19 protein-coding genes and 6 tRNA genes are annotated in these 20,203 nt (G+C 71.8%); 9 read left to right on the top strand and 16 right to left on the bottom strand.

Features of this window, described 5'->3' with window-relative positions; translation table 11 throughout:
- Positions 1-6: 6 nt before the first annotated feature.
- From ACFY10_RS43565 to ACFY10_RS43555, 3 genes are all read right to left on the bottom strand, one after another.
- Positions 7-1,296 carry an ABC transporter substrate-binding protein gene (locus tag ACFY10_RS43565; RefSeq protein ID WP_390670885.1) on the bottom strand — a complete coding sequence of 430 codons (1,290 nt, stop codon included), beginning with the start codon at positions 1,294-1,296 and terminating at the stop codon, positions 7-9.
- Positions 1,297-1,628: 332 nt separating this feature from the next.
- Positions 1,629-1,700, bottom strand: a tRNA-Val gene (locus ACFY10_RS43560).
- Positions 1,701-1,788: 88 nt separating this feature from the next.
- Positions 1,789-2,253: a TIGR02611 family protein gene (locus ACFY10_RS43555; protein ID WP_390670884.1), complete on the bottom strand. Its 465-nt coding sequence runs from the start codon at positions 2,251-2,253 to the stop codon at positions 1,789-1,791.
- Positions 2,254-2,454: 201 nt separating this feature from the next.
- On the opposite strand from ACFY10_RS43555, the gene ACFY10_RS43550 reads away from it, so the two are divergent.
- Together ACFY10_RS43550 and ACFY10_RS43545 are read left to right on the top strand one after the other, a co-directional pair.
- Positions 2,455-2,868, top strand: coding sequence for an SsgA family sporulation/cell division regulator (locus ACFY10_RS43550; RefSeq protein ID WP_004002642.1), 414 nt, complete (start codon positions 2,455-2,457; stop codon positions 2,866-2,868).
- Between the two features lie 242 nt (positions 2,869-3,110).
- Complete coding sequence (locus ACFY10_RS43545; RefSeq protein WP_390670882.1) at positions 3,111-3,671, top strand: CGNR zinc finger domain-containing protein; 561 nt, start codon at positions 3,111-3,113, stop codon at positions 3,669-3,671.
- Positions 3,672-3,737: 66 nt separating this feature from the next.
- Here the strand turns inward: ACFY10_RS43545 and ACFY10_RS43540 are convergent, their stop codons facing one another.
- Both ACFY10_RS43540 and ACFY10_RS43535 read right to left on the bottom strand, forming a co-directional pair.
- On the bottom strand, positions 3,738-3,890 hold the full coding sequence (locus ACFY10_RS43540; RefSeq protein ID WP_390670881.1) for a hypothetical protein: 153 nt from the start codon (positions 3,888-3,890) through the stop codon (positions 3,738-3,740).
- A gap of 154 nt (positions 3,891-4,044) precedes the next feature.
- Entirely contained in the window at positions 4,045-4,488 is a 444-nt protein-coding gene (locus ACFY10_RS43535) for a hypothetical protein (protein WP_390670880.1), read from the bottom strand.
- Positions 4,489-4,730: 242 nt separating this feature from the next.
- Here ACFY10_RS43535 and ACFY10_RS43530 point away from each other — a divergent pair, with 242 nt between their 5' ends.
- On the top strand, positions 4,731-5,255 hold the full coding sequence (locus ACFY10_RS43530; RefSeq protein WP_390670879.1) for a DsbA family protein: 525 nt from the start codon (positions 4,731-4,733) through the stop codon (positions 5,253-5,255).
- 7 nt (positions 5,256-5,262) lie between these two features.
- Here ACFY10_RS43530 and ACFY10_RS43525 read toward each other — a convergent pair whose 3' ends face one another.
- From ACFY10_RS43525 to ACFY10_RS43515, 3 genes are read right to left on the bottom strand one after another with little or no spacing between them, the layout of a single operon-like run.
- The gene (locus ACFY10_RS43525; protein WP_390670878.1) at positions 5,263-6,087 is read right to left on the bottom strand and encodes a GNAT family N-acetyltransferase; all 825 of its coding nucleotides are present in this window, start codon (positions 6,085-6,087) and stop codon (positions 5,263-5,265) included.
- Positions 6,088-6,140: 53 nt separating this feature from the next.
- Positions 6,141-6,962, bottom strand: coding sequence for an aminotransferase class IV (locus ACFY10_RS43520; protein ID WP_390670876.1), 822 nt, complete (start codon positions 6,960-6,962; stop codon positions 6,141-6,143).
- Positions 6,959-8,005 carry a chorismate-binding protein gene (locus ACFY10_RS43515; protein WP_390670875.1) on the bottom strand — a complete coding sequence of 349 codons (1,047 nt, stop codon included), beginning with the start codon at positions 8,003-8,005 and terminating at the stop codon, positions 6,959-6,961. Before ACFY10_RS43515 ends, ACFY10_RS43520 begins: the two co-directional genes overlap by 4 nt.
- A 178-nt stretch (positions 8,006-8,183) precedes the next feature.
- Here ACFY10_RS43515 and ACFY10_RS43510 point away from each other — a divergent pair.
- The 5 genes from ACFY10_RS43510 (at position 8,184) to ACFY10_RS43490 (ending at position 8,636) form a co-directional block, all read left to right on the top strand.
- A tRNA-Gly gene (locus ACFY10_RS43510) sits at positions 8,184-8,256 on the top strand.
- 39 nt (positions 8,257-8,295) lie between these two features.
- Positions 8,296-8,369 (top strand) — tRNA-Cys (locus ACFY10_RS43505).
- Position 8,370: 1 nt separating this feature from the next.
- Positions 8,371-8,442 (top strand) — tRNA-Val (locus ACFY10_RS43500).
- An 18-nt stretch (positions 8,443-8,460) separates the two neighbouring features.
- Positions 8,461-8,532: transfer RNA gene (locus ACFY10_RS43495), tRNA-Val, on the top strand.
- Positions 8,533-8,561: 29 nt separating this feature from the next.
- Positions 8,562-8,636, top strand: a tRNA-Val gene (locus tag ACFY10_RS43490).
- Positions 8,637-8,719: 83 nt separating this feature from the next.
- Here the strand turns inward: ACFY10_RS43490 and ACFY10_RS43485 are convergent.
- The 4 genes from ACFY10_RS43485 to ACFY10_RS43470 all read right to left on the bottom strand — a co-directional run bounded on the left by ACFY10_RS43485 (position 8,720) and on the right by ACFY10_RS43470 (position 11,497).
- A complete protein-coding gene (locus tag ACFY10_RS43485) occupies positions 8,720-9,019 on the bottom strand; it encodes a zf-TFIIB domain-containing protein (RefSeq protein ID WP_390670874.1) in 300 nt (99 codons plus the stop codon).
- 80 nt (positions 9,020-9,099) lie between these two features.
- A complete protein-coding gene (locus tag ACFY10_RS43480) occupies positions 9,100-10,038 on the bottom strand; it encodes a phosphotransferase family protein (RefSeq protein ID WP_390670873.1) in 939 nt (312 codons plus the stop codon).
- Positions 10,039-10,828: 790 nt separating this feature from the next.
- Positions 10,829-11,023, bottom strand: coding sequence for a hypothetical protein (locus ACFY10_RS43475; protein WP_351466481.1), 195 nt, complete (start codon positions 11,021-11,023; stop codon positions 10,829-10,831).
- Between the two features lie 198 nt (positions 11,024-11,221).
- Positions 11,222-11,497 (bottom strand): hypothetical protein, encoded by a 276-nt coding sequence (locus tag ACFY10_RS43470; RefSeq protein WP_390670872.1) that lies wholly within the window; start codon positions 11,495-11,497, stop codon positions 11,222-11,224.
- A gap of 196 nt (positions 11,498-11,693) precedes the next feature.
- On the opposite strand from ACFY10_RS43470, the gene ACFY10_RS43465 reads away from it, so the two are divergent.
- Positions 11,694-13,061 (top strand): protein kinase, encoded by a 1,368-nt coding sequence (locus ACFY10_RS43465; protein WP_390670937.1) that lies wholly within the window; start codon positions 11,694-11,696, stop codon positions 13,059-13,061.
- 4 nt (positions 13,062-13,065) lie between these two features.
- Here ACFY10_RS43465 and ACFY10_RS43460 read toward each other — a convergent pair whose 3' ends face one another.
- The 4 genes from ACFY10_RS43460 to cobT all read right to left on the bottom strand — a co-directional run bounded on the left by ACFY10_RS43460 (position 13,066) and on the right by cobT (position 20,064).
- Complete coding sequence (locus tag ACFY10_RS43460; protein ID WP_390670871.1) at positions 13,066-13,458, bottom strand: NUDIX domain-containing protein; 393 nt, start codon at positions 13,456-13,458, stop codon at positions 13,066-13,068.
- Between the two features lie 4 nt (positions 13,459-13,462).
- Complete coding sequence (locus ACFY10_RS43455) at positions 13,463-14,281, bottom strand: TrmH family RNA methyltransferase (protein ID WP_390670870.1); 819 nt, start codon at positions 14,279-14,281, stop codon at positions 13,463-13,465.
- Between the two features lie 67 nt (positions 14,282-14,348).
- Positions 14,349-15,578 carry a uroporphyrinogen-III C-methyltransferase gene (gene cobA / locus ACFY10_RS43450; protein WP_390670869.1) on the bottom strand — a complete coding sequence of 410 codons (1,230 nt, stop codon included), beginning with the start codon at positions 15,576-15,578 and terminating at the stop codon, positions 14,349-14,351.
- A 262-nt stretch (positions 15,579-15,840) separates the two neighbouring features.
- Positions 15,841-20,064, bottom strand: coding sequence for a nicotinate-nucleotide--dimethylbenzimidazole phosphoribosyltransferase (cobT, locus tag ACFY10_RS43445; protein ID WP_390670868.1), 4,224 nt, complete (start codon positions 20,062-20,064; stop codon positions 15,841-15,843).
- Positions 20,065-20,203 lie beyond the last annotated feature (139 nt).

The raw sequence follows: 20,203 nt of genomic DNA, 5'->3' as shown, positions 1-20,203 counted from the left end.
GTCCCCTCAGCCCGCGAACGCGGCCTTGGCCTCACCGAACAGTGCCTTGGCGGCATCGGCCGGCTTGGTCTTGCCCTGGGCGACATCACCGCCGATGCGCAGGAACGCCGCCTCGATGACGTCGGCGCCGGACGGATGCGGGGTGATCTTTCCGAGCACGCCCGCCTTGGCGACCTCGTCCTCGTAGGCCGCGACGCCCTTGTTCTGGGCGTCGGCGGGCTTGAACGCGTCGTACTGCTCGGTGGTGGCGAGGATGCCTCGGTCGTAGCCCATGATCTTGCCGACCTCGGGGTCGTGGACCATGAAGTCGATGAACTGGGCGGCCTCCTTCGGGTGCTTGGTCCCGGCGAAGGCACTGAGCATCAGCGAGCCGAGGTACTGGCCGGTGTGTTTGCCGTCCGTGGTGGGGATCGGCGCGAGCCCGTAGTCCGACTCGCCCTCGCCCTCGTAGCGGATGGAGAAGTTGTCCCAGGTGAACTCGGATGCGGCGAGCCCCGCCGAGAGACCGGACTTCGGCTTGACCTGCTCGATCTTCTTCGGGTCGGCGACCAGTCCGGACTTCACACGCTTGTAGCCGTCCGCCCACCACTGCGTCAGATCGTCCTGGGTGAAGCCGAGATCGGAGTCGGTGAAGAAGGCCTTTCCGTTCTGACGCAGGTACAGGTCATAGAGGTACATGATGGTGAAGTAGCCGGTGTCACCGGCAATTTTCAGTTTGTCCTTGATCGTCTGCAGCGCGTCGAAATACTCGTCCCAGGTCCAGCCGAACTTCGCCTCCACACCGGCTTTCTTGAAGGCCTTGAGGTCGATGACGAGCGCCATGGTGTTGGCACCCACGGGCACGCCGAGCTGCTTGCCGTCGGCCTGACCGGCCGTCAGAACGCCGTTGCGGAAATTCTCCAGGCTCAGATTCCCGGCGTCCGCCTGCGTCTTGAGATCCATCAGGACACCGCGCTTGTCGTACTTGCGCAGGAAACCGACCGCATTCTGGAAAACGTCCGGCGGATTCCCGCCGGAGGCCTGGGTCTGGAACTTCTCCCAGAAGGCCTCGTAGTCGGTGAATTCAGGCTTCACCTTGATCTTCGGGTGCTTCTTCTCGAAGAGCGCGATCGTCTTCTTGATGGCGATGGTGCGCGGCTCGCCACCCCACCATGCATAACGGAGCGTCACAGTCCCGTCGGCCGACGTCCCGCTGTCGCCCCCACACCCCGTCGTCGCGGCCAGCCCCAGCGCGGCCGCCGATGCCCCGGCAGCCTTGAGGATCGTACGCCTCTCAACATTCCTGCTGGTTCCCACAGTCGGGCCCCTCCCCGGCATCGCTGCCACCTGCATGAATCGTTTCAAGTAAGCGCTTGCTGGCACAAGTTACGGAGGGCCTCGGGGTGCGTCAATGATTCGGACAGGAATTTCTTGTGGGGCACCCGGGCGAGTTGACGGCGCCTCAGGGGCAGAATCCACCGCCCGAGCGGCGATATCGCAGGTGAGACGCGCGCGGTCGACGGACCGAACATCAACTGGCCGTCCGCACACGGACGTTGCTCGGCCGAAACTCGCCGGAGCCCGGGCCGCCCGAAGGAGCTCATACGACGGCGGCCCGTCTGCTCCTGCAGACGGGCCGCCGATCCGGGTGGGCGATACTGGGTTCGAACCAGTGACCTCTTCGGTGTGAACGAAGCGCTCTCCCACTGAGCTAATCGCCCGGACGCAGGAAGAACATTACCCCATGTCAGGGGGTGCCTGTGACCAGCGCGAACGCGCACCGACCGGCACCCGCGACCCCCGCACGGATCACTGGTCCTTGATCTTCCAGGGCATCACGACGCCGAACTTCCAGAGGTAGATGCCGACCAGGACCCCCACGATCACCAGGCCGATCGCCGTCAGCGTGATGTTGCGACGCCGCACCTTGGGATCGAGGGCCCGCTGGGCCGCCTCGGTGACCTTGCGTTTCGTCCAGCGGAGCACCAGCTGGGCCCATACGAACTCGGTCGCCCAGATGGCCATGCCACCGAAGATCACCACCCAGCCGGGCCCGGGGAGCGGCAGCATCACGATGCCGGCGGCCACGACCGCAAGCCCGACGACGAAAACCCCGACCTGCCAGCTCAGATGCAGTGCGCGACGCCTCTTGATGAACGCCGGCGCCTTGGAGCCGAGCCCCTGGTCGCCCTGCGCCCCGTCCGCCTTCGCCCCGTCCGATGCCACGGCAGCCTCGCCCGGCACTCCCTCGATCCGGTCACTCCCCGTATTCATACAGCCAAACTTTACCTTACTTTACCGAGTGGAAACCAGTCACCGGAATGGCCGTACCTCGCGAACGACCCATCGGCCGGAAGAGTTACGTAAAGGCACGCAAAACACTCAGAGGGGTTTACAACGGCACCGTAGGTGGCATGTCGATTTCGCCGACGTGCGAATCCCCGAGCGCACACTGAGCGAAAGGCCCTGGCGCTTATGAACACCACGGTCAGCTGCGAGCTGCACCTGCGCCTCGTTGTGTCGAGCGAGTCCTCCCTGCCTGTCCCCGCAGGCCTGCGGTACGACACGGCCGACCCCTACGCCGTGCACGCCACCTTCCACACCGGAGCAGAGGAGACCGTCGAGTGGGTGTTCGCCCGCGACCTTCTCGCGGAGGGCCTCCACCGGCCCACGGGCACCGGCGACGTCCGTGTCTGGCCGTCGCGCAGTCACGGTCAGGGGGTCGTGTGCATCGCCCTGAGCTCTCCGGAGGGCGAGGCCCTGCTGGAAGCCCCTGCGCGGGCGCTGGAGTCCTTCCTGAAGCGAACCGACGCCGCTGTGCCTCCCGGCACGGAACACCGGCATTTCGATCTCGATCAGGAGCTCTCGCACATCCTGGCGGAGAGCTAGGGCGAGGCACCACGAAGCCGCCCGGCGCCGTCGACTCGGGGAGACGGCTCGGGCCAGGACAACTGCATACGGTACGCATCAGCGCCGTCACCGCGATTCCGTCGCGGGGCGGCGCCGGTGTGTGTGGCGGGGCAGAGGGAAACCGTCCGGGCGGCACGAACGCCCGCAGCCGGGCGGCAAGCCACTAACATCGGCCAGCATGAGGCGGGCGTCCGCCCGACCCACAGGCCAGGGAGCGAAACGTGCTGATCACCCACGACACCCGGTGCGCGCTCGACACTGTGGTGGATCTGGTGAACACCGCGCCGGAGGACAACGCGACGCCGGACGGCCTGCCCGACGTCGCGGCTCTCGAGGATTTCGTACAAAACCACGAAATCAGCGATGTGGGGGCACTCTCGGAGTTCGACCTCTCGGCCGTGCGCAGGATCCGCGGGCGGTTCGCCTCGGTCTTCGCGGCGCCCGACGCCCGGACCGCCTCCGGCGTGATCAACGAGCTGGTCGCCGCCGCGGGCACCACTCCCCGGCTCACGGACCACGACGGCTACGACTGGCATGTGCACTACTTCGCGCCCGGTGCCTCCGTCGCCGACCATCTGGCGGCCGACTGCGGGATGGCGCTGGCGTTCTTCGTGGTGGCCGGTGAGCAGGAGCGACTGCGCCGCTGTGAGGCCCCCGACTGCCGGCGCGCCTTCGTCGACCTCTCCCGCAACCGCTCGCGCAGGTACTGCGACAGCCGTACCTGCGGAAACCGCCTGCACGTGGCCGCGTACCGGGCACGACGCAAGGAGGCGGCGGGCTGACGCCCGGGCCGGACAGTGGTGTCGACGCGGTCCCCGGCGGGTGGCGCCGGGGACCACGGGTACGGCTCACAGCATCAGCAGGTCGTGCAACGAGGCCATGAGCAGCAGACACCCGATCACCGCAAGGAAGATCATCAGCGGTGGCTGGGAAAGGGCGAAGAGGCATCCGCGCGGCTCGTCCTTCGGCGGCGCGGAATCGCCGTGTTTCGTGTCCAGCATCTCGCGGCGATGATGGCGCACTCTGCACGTCCGGTGCGATCAACACGCCCGCAATGACCGGCAGTTCGCCGGATTACGTGAAGTCCGGTTCCGGTCGTGATCGCTTCACGACACAGCCTTGATCCACTGTGTCGTTTCAGTCGTCATGCGCGGGTCATATGCCGTGCTTCTTCAGGATGGCCTCGATGTCGCTGAAGTCGTCCGCCGCCCCGGTGCGGGGCGCGCTCGCGGGCGGGGCCGCCGGACGGGCCCCCGGGCCGAGGGAGGGCGCCGAAGCCGCCGGGGCGACCGCCTCGCGCTGCCCCGCGGCCCTGGCCGCCTTGCGCTCCTTGCGGGTGCCGCCCCGGCGGCGCTCCACCGCGCGCGTGGTGGAGAACAGCAGCCAGGCGGCACCGAGCACGCCGAAGCCGGCCCATGCCGTCGGACTGAAGGCGGTGTCCGCCAGCCACTGCACGGTGCCGGTCATCACCAGGCCGATGGGCACGAGTGAGTAGGCGGCGATCCGGGCGGCCGCGAGGAAGCGCTTGCGGTACGCCGTGACCGCCGCGATGCCCAGGCCGGCCGCGGACACGGCGGAACAGACGGTCTCGGCAATCATCCGGTCCTCCAGGCAGGGCTCGGTCGGGCAGGGGCACTTCGTCCCTTCCATCCTGCACCGCCCGGACCCCGCGGGGCCATGGTCCGGGCGCACATCAGGGACATCTCCGGGTCGGCTCCTCCGAAGGTGCCGGTCCCGGGCCCTCCCCCGGGTGTGGATCAGGGTCCGGGGCGCAGGTCACCGCGGCCGGCGGGCCAGGGTTCGATTGGGTCGACCGCGCCCCGAGCTGGGAGACTGACGGCATGAGCGACTCCTCCCCCGTGCCTCCCGCCGCGCCCGTCCTCGACGTCTGGTGCGAACTCCAGTGCCCCGACTGCCGTAGCGCCCTCGACGATCTGCGTGCCCTGCGCGCCCGCTACGGCGACCGGCTGGAACTGCGTCTGCGGCACTTCCCGCTGGAGAAGCACAAGCACTCCTTCGCCGGCGCGCAGGCCGCCGAGGAGGCGCTGGAGCAGGGGAAGGGCTGGGAGTACGTCGAGGCCGTGCTCGGCCGGGTCGAGGAGCTGGACCGTAAGGGAGAACCCTTCCTGGTCCAGGTGGCCGGCGAACTCGGTCTGGACGCCGAGGAGTTCGACACCGCGCTGATCGACGGCCGGCACATCCTGATCGTCGACGCCGACCAGGCCGAGGGCAAGGCGATCGGCGTGACCGGCACTCCGACGTACGTCATCGGCGGGGAGCGCCTGGACGGCAGCAAGAGCCAGGAGGGGCTGCGGGAGCGGATCGAGGAGATCGCGGACCGGCTGCTGGCCGGGCAGAGCGCCTGACCGCCCCCTAGAGCAGCGTCTTGTACAGGGAGTACCGCGTCGTCTCGTAGCCGAGTGACTCGTAGAGCCGCTCGGCCGGAGAGTTGCCGGCGAACACGTTGAGGCCGAGGACGCGTCGGCCCGCGTCGATCGCCTGGGTCTCCGCCAGGAGCATGAGCGTACGGCCGTGTCCGCGGCCGCGGTGGGCCTCGTCGGCCGCGACGTCGTAGACGTAGGCCTGCTCCTCCAGCAGCGCCACCCAGAGGGTGCCGACGCGCGTCCCCTCGTGTTCGAGGACGCTGAACTGCATGTCCTGTGTGCCGAGCCCGTGCGGCAGGAGCCTGTCGTGGTCGCGCCGGGACCTCTCGTACGCCTCGGTCTCGGGCACGCCCCGCTCGATCCACACGCGCGCATAGTGCTCGGACTCGTACGCGAACCACGCCTCGTAGTCGGCCTCGGTCATGGGCCGGCCCCGGCTGCCTTCCGGCAGAGCGGGCGGGGTGTCGCCGAGCGGCTTCTCCATGCCGCGGTTGCGCAGGACGTAGCCGAGCGCCTCCACGAGCCGCAGCGCCGGCCCCGCGTCGGCGGGCACACCCACCTCGATCTGCCGGCATCCCCAGCCGCGCGCCACCTCCTCCGCGGCCAGTGCGGCCACCGTGCCCCGGCCGCGGCGACGGTCCGGCTCCTCGATCCGCAGGTCGACGATGCGGGCCACCCTGTCGCCGAAGCCCGGCGAGGTGCCGAGGTGGAGGACGCCGACGGGCCGGCTGTTCACGCACACCTGGAAGCGGCGTGAACGCGTGCCATCACCGTTGTGCTGAAGCGGCTCGGTCGGCCGCAGGGTCGTGGTCATCAGGTGTGTTCTACCCGTGGTGGCCGTCTCCGTCAGCCGGATTTCCGGTGCTCTTACGGATCCAGATCGTGCCCGGACCGCTCGTCGAAGATCCGCATGGCCTTGGCGGTCACCGGGCCCGGTGCGCCGGGCAGTTCGCGGTCGTCGACGCGGTGCACGGCCTGGACGTCGCGCAGGGTGGAGGTGAGGAAGACCTCGTCCGCACGCTCCAGGACGTCGAGCGGCAGGTCGGTCTCCCTGGCGCCGGTCCACTCGACCGCCAACGCGCGCGTGATGCCGGCGAGGCAGCCGGAGGCGACGGGCGGGGTGTGGATCTCGCCGTCGAGGACGACGAAGACGTTCGAGCCGGTGCCCTCGCAGAGTTGCCCGACGGTGTTCGCGAACAGGGCTTCCGACGCGCCGTGTTGGTGGGCGCGGGCGAGGGCGACGACGTTCTCGGCGTACGAGGTCGTCTTCAGGCCGGTGAGGGCGCCGCGCTCGTTGCGGGTCCACGGGACCGTGATGACGGCCGTGGAGTCGGGGCGGCGGGTGGTCCCGCCCAGGGCGACGACGAGGGTCGGGCCGTGCTCGCCACGATCGGAGCCGAGGGGTCCGTGGCCGCCGGTATAGGTGATGCGCAGCCGGCCGAGCGGCATCGGGTTGGCCTCGAGGACGGCTGCGCAGGCGCGGCGGACCTCGTCGTGGTCGGGGTCGGGCAGGCCGAGGCCGCGCGCGGAGCGGGTCAGCCGGTCGAGGTGCCGGGTCAGCGCGAACGGCTTCCCGTCCGTCGCCTTCACCGTCTCGAAGATGCCGTCGCCCACGGTCAGCCCGTGGTCGAAGACGGAGACGCGGGCGGACTCGATGTCCTGCAGCCCGCCGTCGAGCCAGATCTTCACGTCTGTAGTCCCTCTCCACTCACCTCGTACGTCCCCGACGCTACCGCGAGCAGTCGGGCCGCCTTCAGTTCGGTCTCCCGCCACTCCGCCTCGGGGTCGGAGCCCCAGGTGATGCCTGCGCCCGTCCCGAAGCGCAGCACACCTTCCGCGCGGTCGATCCAGAAGGTACGGATACCGACGGCCAGCTCGCCGGCTGCGCGATCGGCGTCGACCCAGCCGATGCCGCCGCAGTACGGGCCTCGGGGCGCCGTCTCCAGCTCGTCGATGATCCGCAGGGCGCTGGACTTGGGCGCACCGGTGACCGATCCGGGCGGGAAGGCGGCGTCGAGCAGCTCGGGCCAGCCGGCGCCCGCGCGCAGCTCGCCGCGGACCGTCGACACGAGATGGACGAGCCCCGGGTGCTTCTCGACGGCGCACAGATCGGGGACGCTCACGCTGCCGGTGGCGCAGACACGCCCGATGTCGTTGCGGACCAGATCCACGATCATCACGTTCTCGGCGTAGTCCTTCTCCAGCAGGTCCGCCTCGGTGCGCCCGGTGCCCTTGATCGGCCCGGACTCGACGACGCGGCCGCCGCGCCGCAGGAAGAGCTCGGGCGAGGCCGTGGCTATCTCGACTCCGTGATCCGGCAGACGGATCGTTCCTGCGTACGGCGCCGGGTTGCCGCGGGCCAGCAGGGCGGTCAGGGCGTCCACGTCGGCGCCGGGCGCCACCGGTGCGGTCAGCACCCGGCAGAGGTTCGCCTGGTACACCTCGCCGGCCGCGATGTACTCGCGGATCCGGCGCACGCCCGCCGTGTACGCACCGCGGTCGAGCGAGGACGTCCAGTCACCGGCCGCCGGTCCCCGCCACTCCCCCGGCACCGGCGCGGGCACGGGCTCCACTCGTACATCCCTGAAGCGGGCGCAGGTCAGCCGACCCTCGAAGTCGGCCACGACGGCCCAGAAACCGGTGGAGTCGAGGGCCGCGGGATCGCTGGTGACGTCGAGGAGTCCGGTGGCGACGCGGTCACCGAAGCGGGCGAGAGGAGGGAGGTCGAGCACGCAGTCGAGTCTAGGGCGGGTGTCGTGAAGGTGGCCCGGCCATGTCCCTTCGGGGGCCCTGACCACGTCCGCGAGCAGGCGCAGCGCAGCACGCTGCGCAAACGCGTTTTTGTGCTGGCCCCGGAATCCGCTAGAGTTCAGTTCGTCGCCGGGACGCGGGAGCGGACCGAAACGACAAGCGGACGTAGCTCAGTTGGTAGAGCGCAACCTTGCCAAGGTTGAGGTCGCGAGTTCGAGCCTCGTCGTCCGCTCGATGGAAACAGGGGATCTTCCCGAGCCCCTGCACTCCTGGTGGAGTGGCCGAGAGGCGAGGCAACGGCCTGCAAAGCCGTCTACACGGGTTCAAATCCCGTCTCCACCTCCAAGGACGATTAGCTCAGCGGGAGAGCGCTTCCCTGACACGGAAGAGGTCACTGGTTCAATCCCAGTATCGTCCACTGGATCTTCGGATCCCCGCGCGATTAGCTCAGCGGGAGAGCGCTTCCCTGACACGGAAGAGGTCACTGGTTCAATCCCAGTATCGCGCACGCAGTACGTACCACATGCAGGTTCACCTGCGCGATTAGCTCAGCGGGAGAGCGCTTCCCTGACACGGAAGAGGTCACTGGTTCAATCCCAGTATCGCGCACCAGCCGAAGCCCCCGGCCGTCTCGTACGGTCGGGGGCTTCTTCGTGTGCCGGTCGGTGTCGGCCGCAGCCGTCAGCCGTCAGCCGTCAGCTGGAGAACAGCATGTGGCCGAAGCTCTTGTGGCGCTGGTGACCGCCGTGGTGGCCGCCGTAATGGCCTCCGTGCCCGCCGTGCTGGGCGCCCCAGGCGGGCGCGGGCGGGGCCGGGTACGCCTGCGGGGCGGGCGGGGGCGGCGGCGCGGGCTGGGACCACTGGGACTCCAGGCGGGTCAGCGACTCCAGCTCGCCGTAGTCGAGAAAGATCCCGCGGCAGCCGCTGCACTGCTCGATCTGGACACCGTTGCGGTTGTACGTGTGCATCGGCGCATGGCACTTCGGACACTGCATGGTCGGCTCAACTCCTCGCCGGTCGGTCCTGCTTCGCGTTTCGCCAGGACAGACTCTGTCAGGGTGCGGTCGGTTGCACCCTACTTCGCGAATCCCGGGGTCAACTCCCGCGGGAGGGACGCCATTCGGACACATGCATCGATCAGGGACATCTCGATCTCGTCCAGGGGGCGGTTCTCCGCTGTGGCCTTGGCTATCGCGCGGGCGGCCGTCTGCACCGTGAGGGTGCGGGCCGGGACGTCCAGGGCGGGCCAGGGGTCGCCGTCTGCGGGGACGGCCGGGCCACCGGCCGTGCGGTAGGCGGTCAGGAAGCGGGTCCACTCATCGGGCGGGAGGAGTCCGCAGGCGTACCAGGCCGCCGGGCGTGCCAGGTCCCAGGCGGGGACGCCGATGCCGAGGTCGTCGACGTCGATGAGCAGCCAGGGGCCGTCGGGGGCGGGGTGGCGGACGAGCTGGCCGAGGTGGAGGTCGCCGTGGCACAGGGTGGTGGTGTCCGGCATGGGGGCCTCGGCTCGGGCCCAGGCGGGGAGGGTGGTCCAGGCCTGCAGTACGGGTGGGGTGGCGGGGTGGTCGGCAGCTGTTGCCGTCAGTCGGGCGACGGCCCGGGCGGCCTTGGCGGGGCCTCGCATGGGCGGTAGGGGGGTTGGGGCAGGGGTTCGGTGGAGGCGGGCGAGGAGTGTGGCTGCGGGCTCCCAGGGGGCGACGTCGGGGGTGTCCGGGTCGACGGGGGTGCCGTAGGGCCAGAACGTGACGAGGCGGCCGTGCAGGTCGACGGGGGTCGGGGCGAGTGGGGGCAGGAGGATGCCGGGGAGGTGGGTGGCGGCGGTGAGGCGGGGGGTGAGGTCGGTGCGGGGGGTGTTCGGGGCGTGGGCCTTGGCGACCGTGTCGGCGTGGCGGACGACGGTGGCGTCGGGGCGGTCGGCGAGGGTGGCTGCGCCGCAGGGGCAGGTGGTGGTGCGGGCGTGGGCCCTGGCCTTGGCTCGGGCGGTCAGCTCGGAGAGGAAGGGGGTGGGGGTCACGGGGCTCCCTGGGCGGTGCGGGTCTCTCGCGAGGGTACGGCGGTGGCGGTGGGGTGCCCATGGGTACTCGGCGTCGCTGCGGGGCGGGGGCTGTTCTCGCCCCCGCCGCCCCTACCCGTCCCGTACCAGGGGCTCCGCCCCTTCGGCCCCGCCAGGGGGCCCCGCCAGGGGGCCCCGCCAGGGGGCCCCGCCAGGGGCCCCCGCCAGGGGCCCCCGCCAGGGGCCCCCGCCAGGGGCCCCCGCCAGGGGCCCCCGCCAGGGGCCCCCGCCAGGGGCCCCCGGTCGGCCTGAACGGCCTCGTCCTCAAACGCCGGACGGGCTGAAGCGCCTCACCGGCGCATAGAGGGTGGGCCCCCAACGGGTGGGTGGGGGATCGGGACGGCGGCCTCGTCCTCAAACGCCGGACGGGCTGAAGTGCCTGACCGGCGCATAGAGGGTGGGCCCCCAACGGGTGGGTGGGGGATCGGGATGGCGACGGCGGGCTCGAACGCCGGTCGGGCTGGAAATACCTGGCCGGCGGATAGAGGGTGCGCCCCCAGGGGTGGGTGGAGGGATCGGGACGGCGGCGGGCTCGAACGCTGGACGGGCTGGAAGGCCTGATCGGTGTCGCAGTCGGCACGTCGGTCTCAAACACTGTGTGCGCCCTCGCGGGTGGGGTTGGGGAAAAGCAATGCCGGCGCAGCTCCCCAGCTGCGCCGGCATTTTTGCCGTCCGCCGCACCCCCGTCCCCACGGGGTTTCATGGGTGGATGTCCCCGCCCGGACCGCTCTTCCGGGCCTGGGGTCGCCGCTCAGCGCCCCAGCATCACGCCCACGGACGACGCCTGTGTGGCCACTGTCTCCCAGCCGTCGAAGACGAAGAAGAGCAGGGCCGCCAGGGGGAGGACCATGAGCGTCGCCACCAGGGGGTGGCGGCGGCCCGTGCGGCGGCGGAGTGCGGTGCGCTCCTGGGTGCGGATCAGTGTCCGCGGTGCCGTTAGGGCCATGGTCCCTCTCCTGACCGTTCTCAGTTGTCGTTGGCAGCGGCGGGTGTCTGACCTCGGGGGACGAGTGCTGCACCCGCCGCTTGACCTCAAATCTAGGCGTCCGGCGCTCGCCGCACGTCATGCCCTCGTACCGATTGCCGGGCCTCCCCGAGGATGAGCCGTGAGCTGGGGAGTACTCCCCTGGGTGGAGACGAGGTCCTAGGTCTCAGGGTCTTCCCGGAAGGGGCGCCCGGTGTGCCCTGCCTTTTCCGAGCTGTCCTCCCTGGGGATCGGCTGCTCGACCAGGGCCAGCACCCGGTTCGCCATGAAGCGGGCCGTGCGGACCACGGAGCCGCTGCGGGTGACTTCGCTCACTTCCACGACACCTCGGCGTACCGCCGTCTCCACCCGGCGGCCCGCTCTGCTTGCCACCACCTCGTACGTCCGTGTCGTGTCGCCGGCGTCCACGACTATTTCGACGCGATCACCCTTCACGTGTTCAATCCCCCTTCTTCGGTGGGTGGTTGGGGTCACAGGCGGGATGAAGTCCGCCTGCTCACGGGCTCCCTGACCACCCTTCAAGTCTCGCATCCGGCACTGACAATCGATCTGGGCGAGAGGGCGCGGCCTCTGCGCGCGGGCGGCCGTGGAAACGTAAGCTGTGCCACGTCACACGGACCGGGCAGCGGGGATGAACATGGCGATGATGCGCCTGAGGCGCGAGGACCCGCGCGTCGTCGGCTCGTTCAGGCTTCACAGACGGCTCGGCGCGGGTGGGATGGGCGTCGTGTACCTGGGCTCCGACAAGAAGGGGCAGCGGGTCGCGCTGAAGGTCATCCGGCCGGATCTGGCGGAGGACCAGGAGTTCCGGTCGCGGTTCGCGCGGGAAGTCTCCGCCGCGCGCCGGATCAGGGGCGGGTGCACGGCTCGGCTCGTCGCTGCCGATCTCGACGCCGAACGGCCCTGGTTCGCCACTCAGTACGTGCCCGGGCCCTCGCTGCACGACAAGGTCGCCGACGGGGGGCCGCTGGGTGCGGCCGACGTCGCGGCTGTGGGAGCCGCCCTGTCGGAGGGGCTCGTCGCGGTGCACGAGGCGGGCGTCGTACACCGTGATCTCAAGCCGTCCAACATCCTGCTGTCCCCGAAGGGGCCGCGGATCATCGACTTCGGTATCGCCTGGGCGACCGGGGCGTCCACTCTGACGCATGTCGGTACGGCTGTCGGCTCCCCCGGCTTTCTTGCGCCCGAGCAGGTGCGCGGTGCCGCCGTCACCCCGGCCACGGACGTGTTCTCGCTCGGGGCGACCCTGGCGTACGCGTCGATGGGCGACTCCCCCTTCGGGCACGGCAGTTCCGAGGTGATGCTGTACCGCGTGGTGCATGAGGAGGCGCAGCTGCACGGCGTTCCGGACGCGCTGGCTCCGCTCGTCCGCGCCTGTCTCGCGAAGGACCCTCAGGAGCGGCCCAGCACGCTCCAACTGTCGCTGCGGCTCAAGGAGATCGCCGCCCGCGAGGCGCAGGGTCTCGCCGACCCCCGTCCGCCCGCGCCGCGTTCCGGGGAGGCGGACCGGCCCACCGGGCGGCTCGCCGACACCTATCCGGAGCCGCAGCGCGAACACCGTCGTCCGCCGGGCCCGCAGGGGGCTCCGCCGTCGCGGGGTGCTTCCGCAGGGGCGCGTGGGGTCCCTCCGGTGCGTGGCGGGGCTGCTCCGTCGCGGAGCGGCAACGCTTCTCGTGGTGGCCCCCCGGCCCCGCGCCCGGGGTCCCGGCCCGCGCCGGGATCGCGGAACACGACCCGCTCGGGAACCGGAAGCCGGCCCGCGCCGCGCAGCGGTACCGGTCGTCCGGCGCCCAGACCCACGGGGACCGGGCGGCGGCCGGCCAATCCGCGGCTGCTGCGGCAGCGGCTGTTCGTGTTCGTCGTCGTGACGCTGCTGGTGGCGCTCGGTATCGCCGCGGCTCAGGGGTGCCAGGGGCCGGCGCGGGGGCTGGGCGGTGGCGACGACGTCGTACCGCAGCAGCAACAGCACGTGGAGCCGGGGCGCGCCGAGGTGAACTGACGGGTCACAGGCCCGGCAGGATGCGTTCGAAGAACTCCCGGTCGCCGTCGAAGACCGGGGTGAGTGCCAGGAACTCCTCCGGGGTGACCCAGCGGGTCTCGGCGACCTCGACGGGGTCGGGGACGACCTCGTCGGTGGTCGCGTCCGCCGTCCACCAGTGCAGGCGGAAGACGCCGTCGTCGGTCTCCGACTCCCAGACCTTGGCGCCCGGGGAGACGGTGAGGCCGACCTCCTCGTGGACCTCGCGGACCAGGGCCTGCTCCTGGGTCTCCCCCGGTTCGACCTTGCCGCTGAGGGGCTGCCAGTAGCCGGGGCGGGAGACGCTGGGGCCCCGGCGGATCGCCAGTACTCGGCCGTTCCGGCGCAGGACCGCGACGATCGCCTCGCGCTGGGTCAAGGTGCTAGACCTGCGGGCGGCCCGTGGCCACCGCGTAGAAGGCGACCGCGGCTGCCGCGCCCACGTTGAGGGAGTCGACGCCGTGGGACATGGGGATGCGGACCCATTCGTCCGCGGCGACCAGGGCCTGGGTGGACAGGCCGTCGCCCTCGGCGCCGAGCATCAGGGCCACGCGGTCCATCTTGTGCGGGGCGGCCTCGTCGAGGGACCTGGCCTTCTCGTCGGGGGTGAGCGCGAGGAGCGTGAAGCCGGCCTCGCGGACCGATTCCAGGCCCTTGGGCCAGGTGTCGAGGCGGGCGTAGGGGACGGAGAAGACCGCGCCCATCGAGACCTTGACGCTGCGGCGGTACAGGGGGTCCGCGCAGTCCGGGGAGAGCAGGACCGCGTCCATGCCCAGGGCGGCCGCCGAGCGGAAGATCGCGCCGATGTTGGTGTGGTCGTTGACCGACTCCATGACGACGACCCGGCGGGTGGTCTGGAGGAGGTCGGCCGCCGTGGGCAGCGGCTTGCGCTGCATGGAGGCGAGCGCGCCGCGGTGCACGTGGTAGCCGGTGACCTGTTCGGCGAGGTCCGGGCTGACCGCGTACACCGGTGCCGGGAGTTCGTCGATGACGTCGCGCATGACGTCGACCCACTTGGCGGACAGCAGCATCGAGCGCATCTCGTACCCGGCGTCCTTCGCCCGGCGGATGACCTTCTCGCCCTCGGCGATGAACAGGCCCTCCGCCGGTTCGCGCTTGCGGCGCAACTCGACGTCGGTCAGGCCCGTGTAGTCGCGCAGGCGCGGGTCGTCGGGGTCCTCAACGGTGATGAGATCGGCCACAGGGTGATACTGCCTTGTCCTGGGTGCGGTGCCAACGGCTTGGAGCGGGTTGTGTTACCCGCGGTTACTAAGAAGGGTGCGGACCCACGCCCACGACCTCGCCGATGACGATGACCGCAGGCGGCTTGACCTCCTGCGTACGCACTGTCTCGGCGACCGTCGCCAGGGTCGCGTCGACGCGGCGCTGGGCGGCCGTGGTGCCCTCCTGGACCAGGGCGACGGGGGTGTCGGCCGGCTTGCCGTGCGCGACAAGCGTCTCGGCGATCTTCCCGATCTTGTCGACGCCCATGAGGATCACGAGCGTGCCGGTGAGCCTGGCCAGGGACGGCCAGTCGACCAGGGAGCGCTCGTCGTCGGGGGCGACATGGCCGCTGACCACCGTGAACTCGTGGGCGACACCGCGGTGGGTGACGGGGATGCCGGCCGCGCCCGGGACCGAGATCGAGCTGGAGATGCCGGGGACGACGGTGCAGGGGATGCCGGCCTCGGCGAGGGCGTTCAGCTCCTCCATGCCCCGGCCGAAGACGTAGGGGTCGCCCCCCTTCAGCCGTACGACCGACTTGCCCTGTTTGGCGTGCTCGATCAGGGCGTTGTTGATGGCCTCCTGGGCCATGAAGCGGCCGTACGGGATCTTCGCGGCGTCGATCACCTCGACGTGCGGCGGGAGTTCGGCGAGGAGGTCGCGCGGGCCGAGGCGGTCGGCGATGACGACGTCGGCCTCGGCGAGGAGGCGGCGGCCGCGGACGGTGATGAGGTCCGGGTCGCCGGGGCCGCCGCCGACGAGGGCGACGCCGGGCGTGCGGGTGCGGTGGTGCGGCGCCACCAGGGTGCCGTCGCGCAGGCCCTCGACGACCGCGTCGCGGATGGCGGCGGTGTGGCGGGGGTCGCGGCCGCGGGCCTCGGTGGTGAGGACGGCGACCGTGACGCCCTCGCTGTGGCCGGTCGCCGGGGTCCAGGCCGTGGCGGCGTCGGCGTCGTCGGAGCGGACGCACCAGACGCGATGGCGCTCGGCTTCGGCGGAGGCCCGGGTGTTCGCTTCCGTGTCGCCGGTGGCGATCAGGGCGTACCAGGCGTCTTCGAGGTCGCCTTCGGCGTACGGGCGCTGCTGCCAGGTGATCTCGCCCGCGTCGGCCATGGCTTCGACGGAGGGGGTCGCCTCGGGGGATACGAGGAGGATGTCCGCGCCTGCTGCGATGAGGGCCGGGAGGCGGCGCTGGGCGACCTGGCCGCCGCCGAGGACGACCACTTTGCGGCCGGTGAGGCGGAGGCCTACGGGGTAGGCGGGGTTTTCGGCCATGAGGGTGCGGCTCCTCCGGGGGCGTGGCGGTGGCCCTGACGTGCAGATTTTAAGGGGCTGGGGATTTGGTGGCTTGGGTGTCCGGTGGCTGAGCAGCGTTGCCGGGTGCGGACCGTGGGCGGTTGTGCCCACCCGCTCCGCCGTGCGGAACGCCTGCCCACAACCGCGGCACAGCAACAAGTGACCGCCGATCACCGCGCCGTCCCGGGCACCGGCGGTGCCCGGGACGGCAGAGCCGCCGTGCCGGGCACCGCTCTGTGCCCTACTTCTCAGTTACCCCCGCCGAGTCGAACGTCGCCACCTCGTGCATCGCCCGGGCCGTGCTCTGGACCAGCGGCAGCGCCAGGAGGGCGCCCGTGCCCTCGCCGAGGCGGAGATCGAGGTCGACCAGGGGGCGCAGGCCGAGTCTGTTGAGGGCGGCCACGTGGCCGGGCTCGGCGCTGCGGTGGCCGGCGATGCAGGCGGCGAGGACCTCGGGGGCGATGGCGCGGGCGACCAGGGCGGCGGCGCCGGCGCTGACGCCGTCCAGGATCACCGGGGTGCGGAGGGAGGCGCCGCCCAGCAGGAGGCCGACCAGCGCCGCGTGCTCGAAGCCGCCGATCGCGGCGAGTACGCCGATGGGGTCGGCGGGGTCCGGCTGGTGGACCTCGATCGCGCGGCGGACGACCTCGGTCTTGCGGGCCAGGGTCTCGTCGTTGATACCGGTGCCGCGGCCGGTCACCTCGGCCGGGTCGGTGCCCGTGAAGACCGAGATCAGGGCCGCGGACGCCGTGGTGTTGGCGATGCCCATCTCGCCGGTCAGCAGGGCCTTGTTGCCGGCCGCCACCAGGTCGCGGGCGGTCTCGATGCCGACCTCGATGGCCTGCTTGGCCTCCTCGCGGGTCATCGCGGGGCCGGTGGTCATGTCTGAGGTGCCCGCGCGGACCTTGCGGGGCAGGAGGCCGGGGGTGGCGGGGAGGTCGGCCGCGACACCGACGTCCACGACACACACCTCGGCGCCCACCTGGCTGGCGAAGGCGTTGCAGACCGCGCCGCCGCCGAGGAAGTTGGCCACCATCTGGGCCGTCACCTCCTGCGGCCAGGGGGTGACCCCCTGCGCGTGCACGCCGTGGTCGCCCGCGAAGATCGCGACGGCCGCGGGCTCGGGGATCGGCGGCGGGCACTGGCGCGAAAGCCCGGACAGCTGCGCGGAGATGATCTCCAGCATGCCGAGCGCGCCCGCCGGCTTCGTCATCCGCTTCTGCCGCTCCCAGGCCTCGCCCAGCGCCTTGGCGTCCAGCGGGCGGATCTGCGCGACGGTCTCGGCGAGCAGGTCGTGCGGCTCCTCGCCGGGCAGGGCGCGGCGGCCGTACGTCTCCTCGTGCACGACCCACGACAGCGGGCGGCGCTTGGACCAGCCGGCCTGCATCAGCTCGGGCTCGTCCGGGAACTCGTCGACGTACCCGACGCACAGGTAGGCGATGACCTCCAGGTGCTCGGGCAGCCCCAGCGCGCGGACCATCTCGCGCTCGTCGAAGAAACTGACCCAGCCGACGCCGAGGCCCTCGGCACGAGCCGCGAGCCAGAGGTTCTCGACGGCGAGCGCCGCGGAGTACGGGGCCATTTGCGGCTGCGTGTGGCGGCCCAAGGTGTGGCGGCCGCCGCGGGTCGGGTCGGCGGTGACGACGATGTTCACCGGGGTGTCGAGGATGGCCTCGATCTTCAGTTCCTTGAACTGCTTCGCCCGGCCCTTGGGCAGGGACTTGGCGTAGGCGTCGCGCTGGCGCATGGCCAGTTCGTGCATGCTGCGCCGGGTGTCGGCGGAGCGGATGACGACGAAGTCCCAGGGCTGGGAGTGGCCGACGGACGGGGCCGTGTGCGCGGCCTCCAGGACGCGGAGCAGCACCTCGTGCGGGATGGGGTCGCTGCGGAAGCCGTTGCGGATGTCGCGGCGCTCGCGCATGACCTTCATGACGGCCTCGCGCTCGGCCTCGTCGTAGGCGGGCGCGGCCGGGCCGGTGGACTGTCGTACTTCTTCCACGGCCGCCGTGCTCTCTTCTTCCGGGTCTTCCTGGTCGGCGGCCCTGGTGTCCAGGTCCTCCGCGTGCTGTACGAGTTCGGTGTCGGCCTCCCGGGGGGCGGGGACCTTGACGATCGGCTCCGGCGCCTGCGCCTGGTCTTCCTCCGGGGGGAGGGTGAGTGCGTGCGGCGGGGTCGGGGCGAGGTGCGGGGTGGTCGGCACGGAGCCCTCGACGAGGACGAACTGGCCCACGGGCGCGTCCGGTTGGTGTTCCGCGAGGTCCGCGGCGAGCGGCTGGGGGGTGTCCGTGCCGGGGGCGGAATGGGCCGGGTCGCCGGCCGCCGCTTCGGTCGGGAATACGGGCGGGGCCTCGGGGGAGGCTGCGGCCGGCTCGGGTGCGAGGGGCTCGGCGGGGTGCGCCTGGTCCGTCGGGGAACCTGCATCGGCCGGTCGGGCGGCGTCCAGGGCGGGAGACGCGGCGGGAGCGGCCGGGTCTGCGATGACAGCGGCCTCGGGCTGCGCTTCCGCGTCCGCGGTGGGCGTCGGTGCGTCCGGCGCGCTTTGGACGGGGTGACTGCTCTGGTCCTGGAGATCCTGCCCTGCGTCCACCAGGTGGGGTGAGGGCTCAGGGCCGACGGTTGCGTCTCCGGCCAGTGCAGCGGGGTGCGCGGGATGTGCCGCGTCCGGGGCTGCCGGGAAGGGAGCGGCTGCAACGGCCTCCGCGGTTCCGGGCGCGTGCGCGGGCGTCTCGGCGGTTTGAACAGGCTCGACGGCGACAGCCTGGGCGGGCTCAAGGACGACGGGCTGGGCCGCATCCAGGTCGGCGGCGTGAGCAGCCTGGCCGGCATCCGGCACAACTGCCTCGGGTGCCTGTGCAGCCTGGAGTGCGATTGCCTCAGGTGCCTGTTCGGTATTGAGTGCGGCCACCTCGGGGAGCTGCCCGGTCTCAGGTGCGATCGTCTCGGGGAGCTGCCCGGTCTCGGGGGCGACTGCCTCGGGGAACTGTCCGGTCCCTGCCGCGACTGCCTCCGACAACTGCTCGCTCTCGGGCGCCACCGCCTCCGTGACCTGCGCAGCTTCGGGCGCCACAGGCGCGGCGGCCTGTCCGCTGCCGGGCGCAGCCGTCTCGGCGACCGGCGCGCCCTCTGACGCAACGGCCTCCACGATCGGCGCGCCCTCGGTCGCAGGCCCCTCGGCGACCGGCGCAGCCTCGGGCGCAAAGCCCTCGGCGACCGGCGCGCTCTCAACGGTCGGTGCCCCTTCCGGCGTGTGGGCCGCCTCCGGAACGTGGACGGCCGCCTGCGCAGGCGCCACTCCAGGAGCCGGCACCGCCTCGGGCACAGGCTCAACCCCAGGGGCCGGTACGGCCTGCAAACCGGCCACGGCCGCATCGGTCTGTCCGCCTTCGGGGGCGACTCCGGCGCCGGGCGTCAGCCCGGCCTCCGGTGCAGAACCGACTGGTTCGTCCTGCCCGGCGTCCGAAGCAACCGGGGGAACTGCGCCCTGCTGTACGTCTTCACCGGCTCCGGCCGGAACAATGGGCCCACCGTCCGCAGCAGCCCCCACCGGAGCCACCTGCCCACTGTCCGCGACGAACTGCCCCGGAGCCCCGTGCCCACTGCCCGCGGCGGGGAACCCGACCGGAGCGACGTGCCCGTCCACCTCAACAGGTCCACCCGCGGCCACGGGCCCACCTGCGGCGGTCCCAGCCCCGGCGACCTGCCCGCCCTCCACGGCGGACACCCCCACCGGAACCTGCCCGCCCTCCGGGCCGTAAGCCACGTCGAAGGCACCGTTCTGCGCCGCCTGCGCGCCGTGAGCGAGGCCGGTGTCCTGCGCCGCCGGAGCGGCCTCCGTTGCGATGCGGGCCATGACGGCCTGGGCCGCGGCCACCGGCTCGACGCTCGGCTCGGTTGCCGGAACAACCGTTTCCGCAGCCGGTGCCTCGGCGCTCACCGGTACCTGTACCTGCACCGCGGGCTGCGCCTGGGCGCCCCAAGGGGCCGCGCCCTGCGGGGGCGTCTCGTGGAGCTGGGGGGCGTCGAAGTACTCGGGGCCGGTGGCCGGCGTGCCGGGCTGGCGTACCGGTGCGCCCGCGGGGCCGCGGTCGGCGAGGGAGCGGACCGGGCTTGCCGACGCGTCGGGGATCGGCGGGCCGAGGTGCAGCGGGCGGCGCGGCGCCACCGGCGTCGCCGCGGGCGTCGGGTTGGGAAGGCGGACGCCGCCGAGGTCGACCGAGCCGCTGTCGCGGCCCGCCGTCTCGTGCGGGCCCGGCTCGTGCACGGTCTCGACGACCGGCTCCGGCGCGGGCGGGGCGACCTCGTTGCCCCACGGGCTCTGGGCCCCCGGCAGCAGCAACAGGTCTTCGTCCTCGGCGGTGGTCTCGGAGAGGTAGGTGTACGCACCGTGCGCGTGGACGCCCGGCTGTTCCACCATGCCTGCGCTCTCCGGCAGTCCCTCGCCCGGGACCTGGCCGGTGTCGGTCATGCGTACCCCTCGCCCATCGGTTAGTGCTTCTTACGTCCAGCCCACCGGGAACGGCGCACCGACCGCCCCCGCAGTGAAGAACGAGCGTGCCTGCCCAGCGGCACGAACGACCCGTCCCTAAAAGGCGACAAAGCCATTC

Origin of the sequence: Streptomyces sp. NPDC001401 (assembly GCF_042895385.1) — a bacterium.
GTDB lineage: Bacteria > Actinomycetota > Actinomycetes > Streptomycetales > Streptomycetaceae > Streptomyces.
Note: the sequence above shows the minus strand (reverse complement) of the source record. Positions and strands in the feature narration are given on the sequence as shown.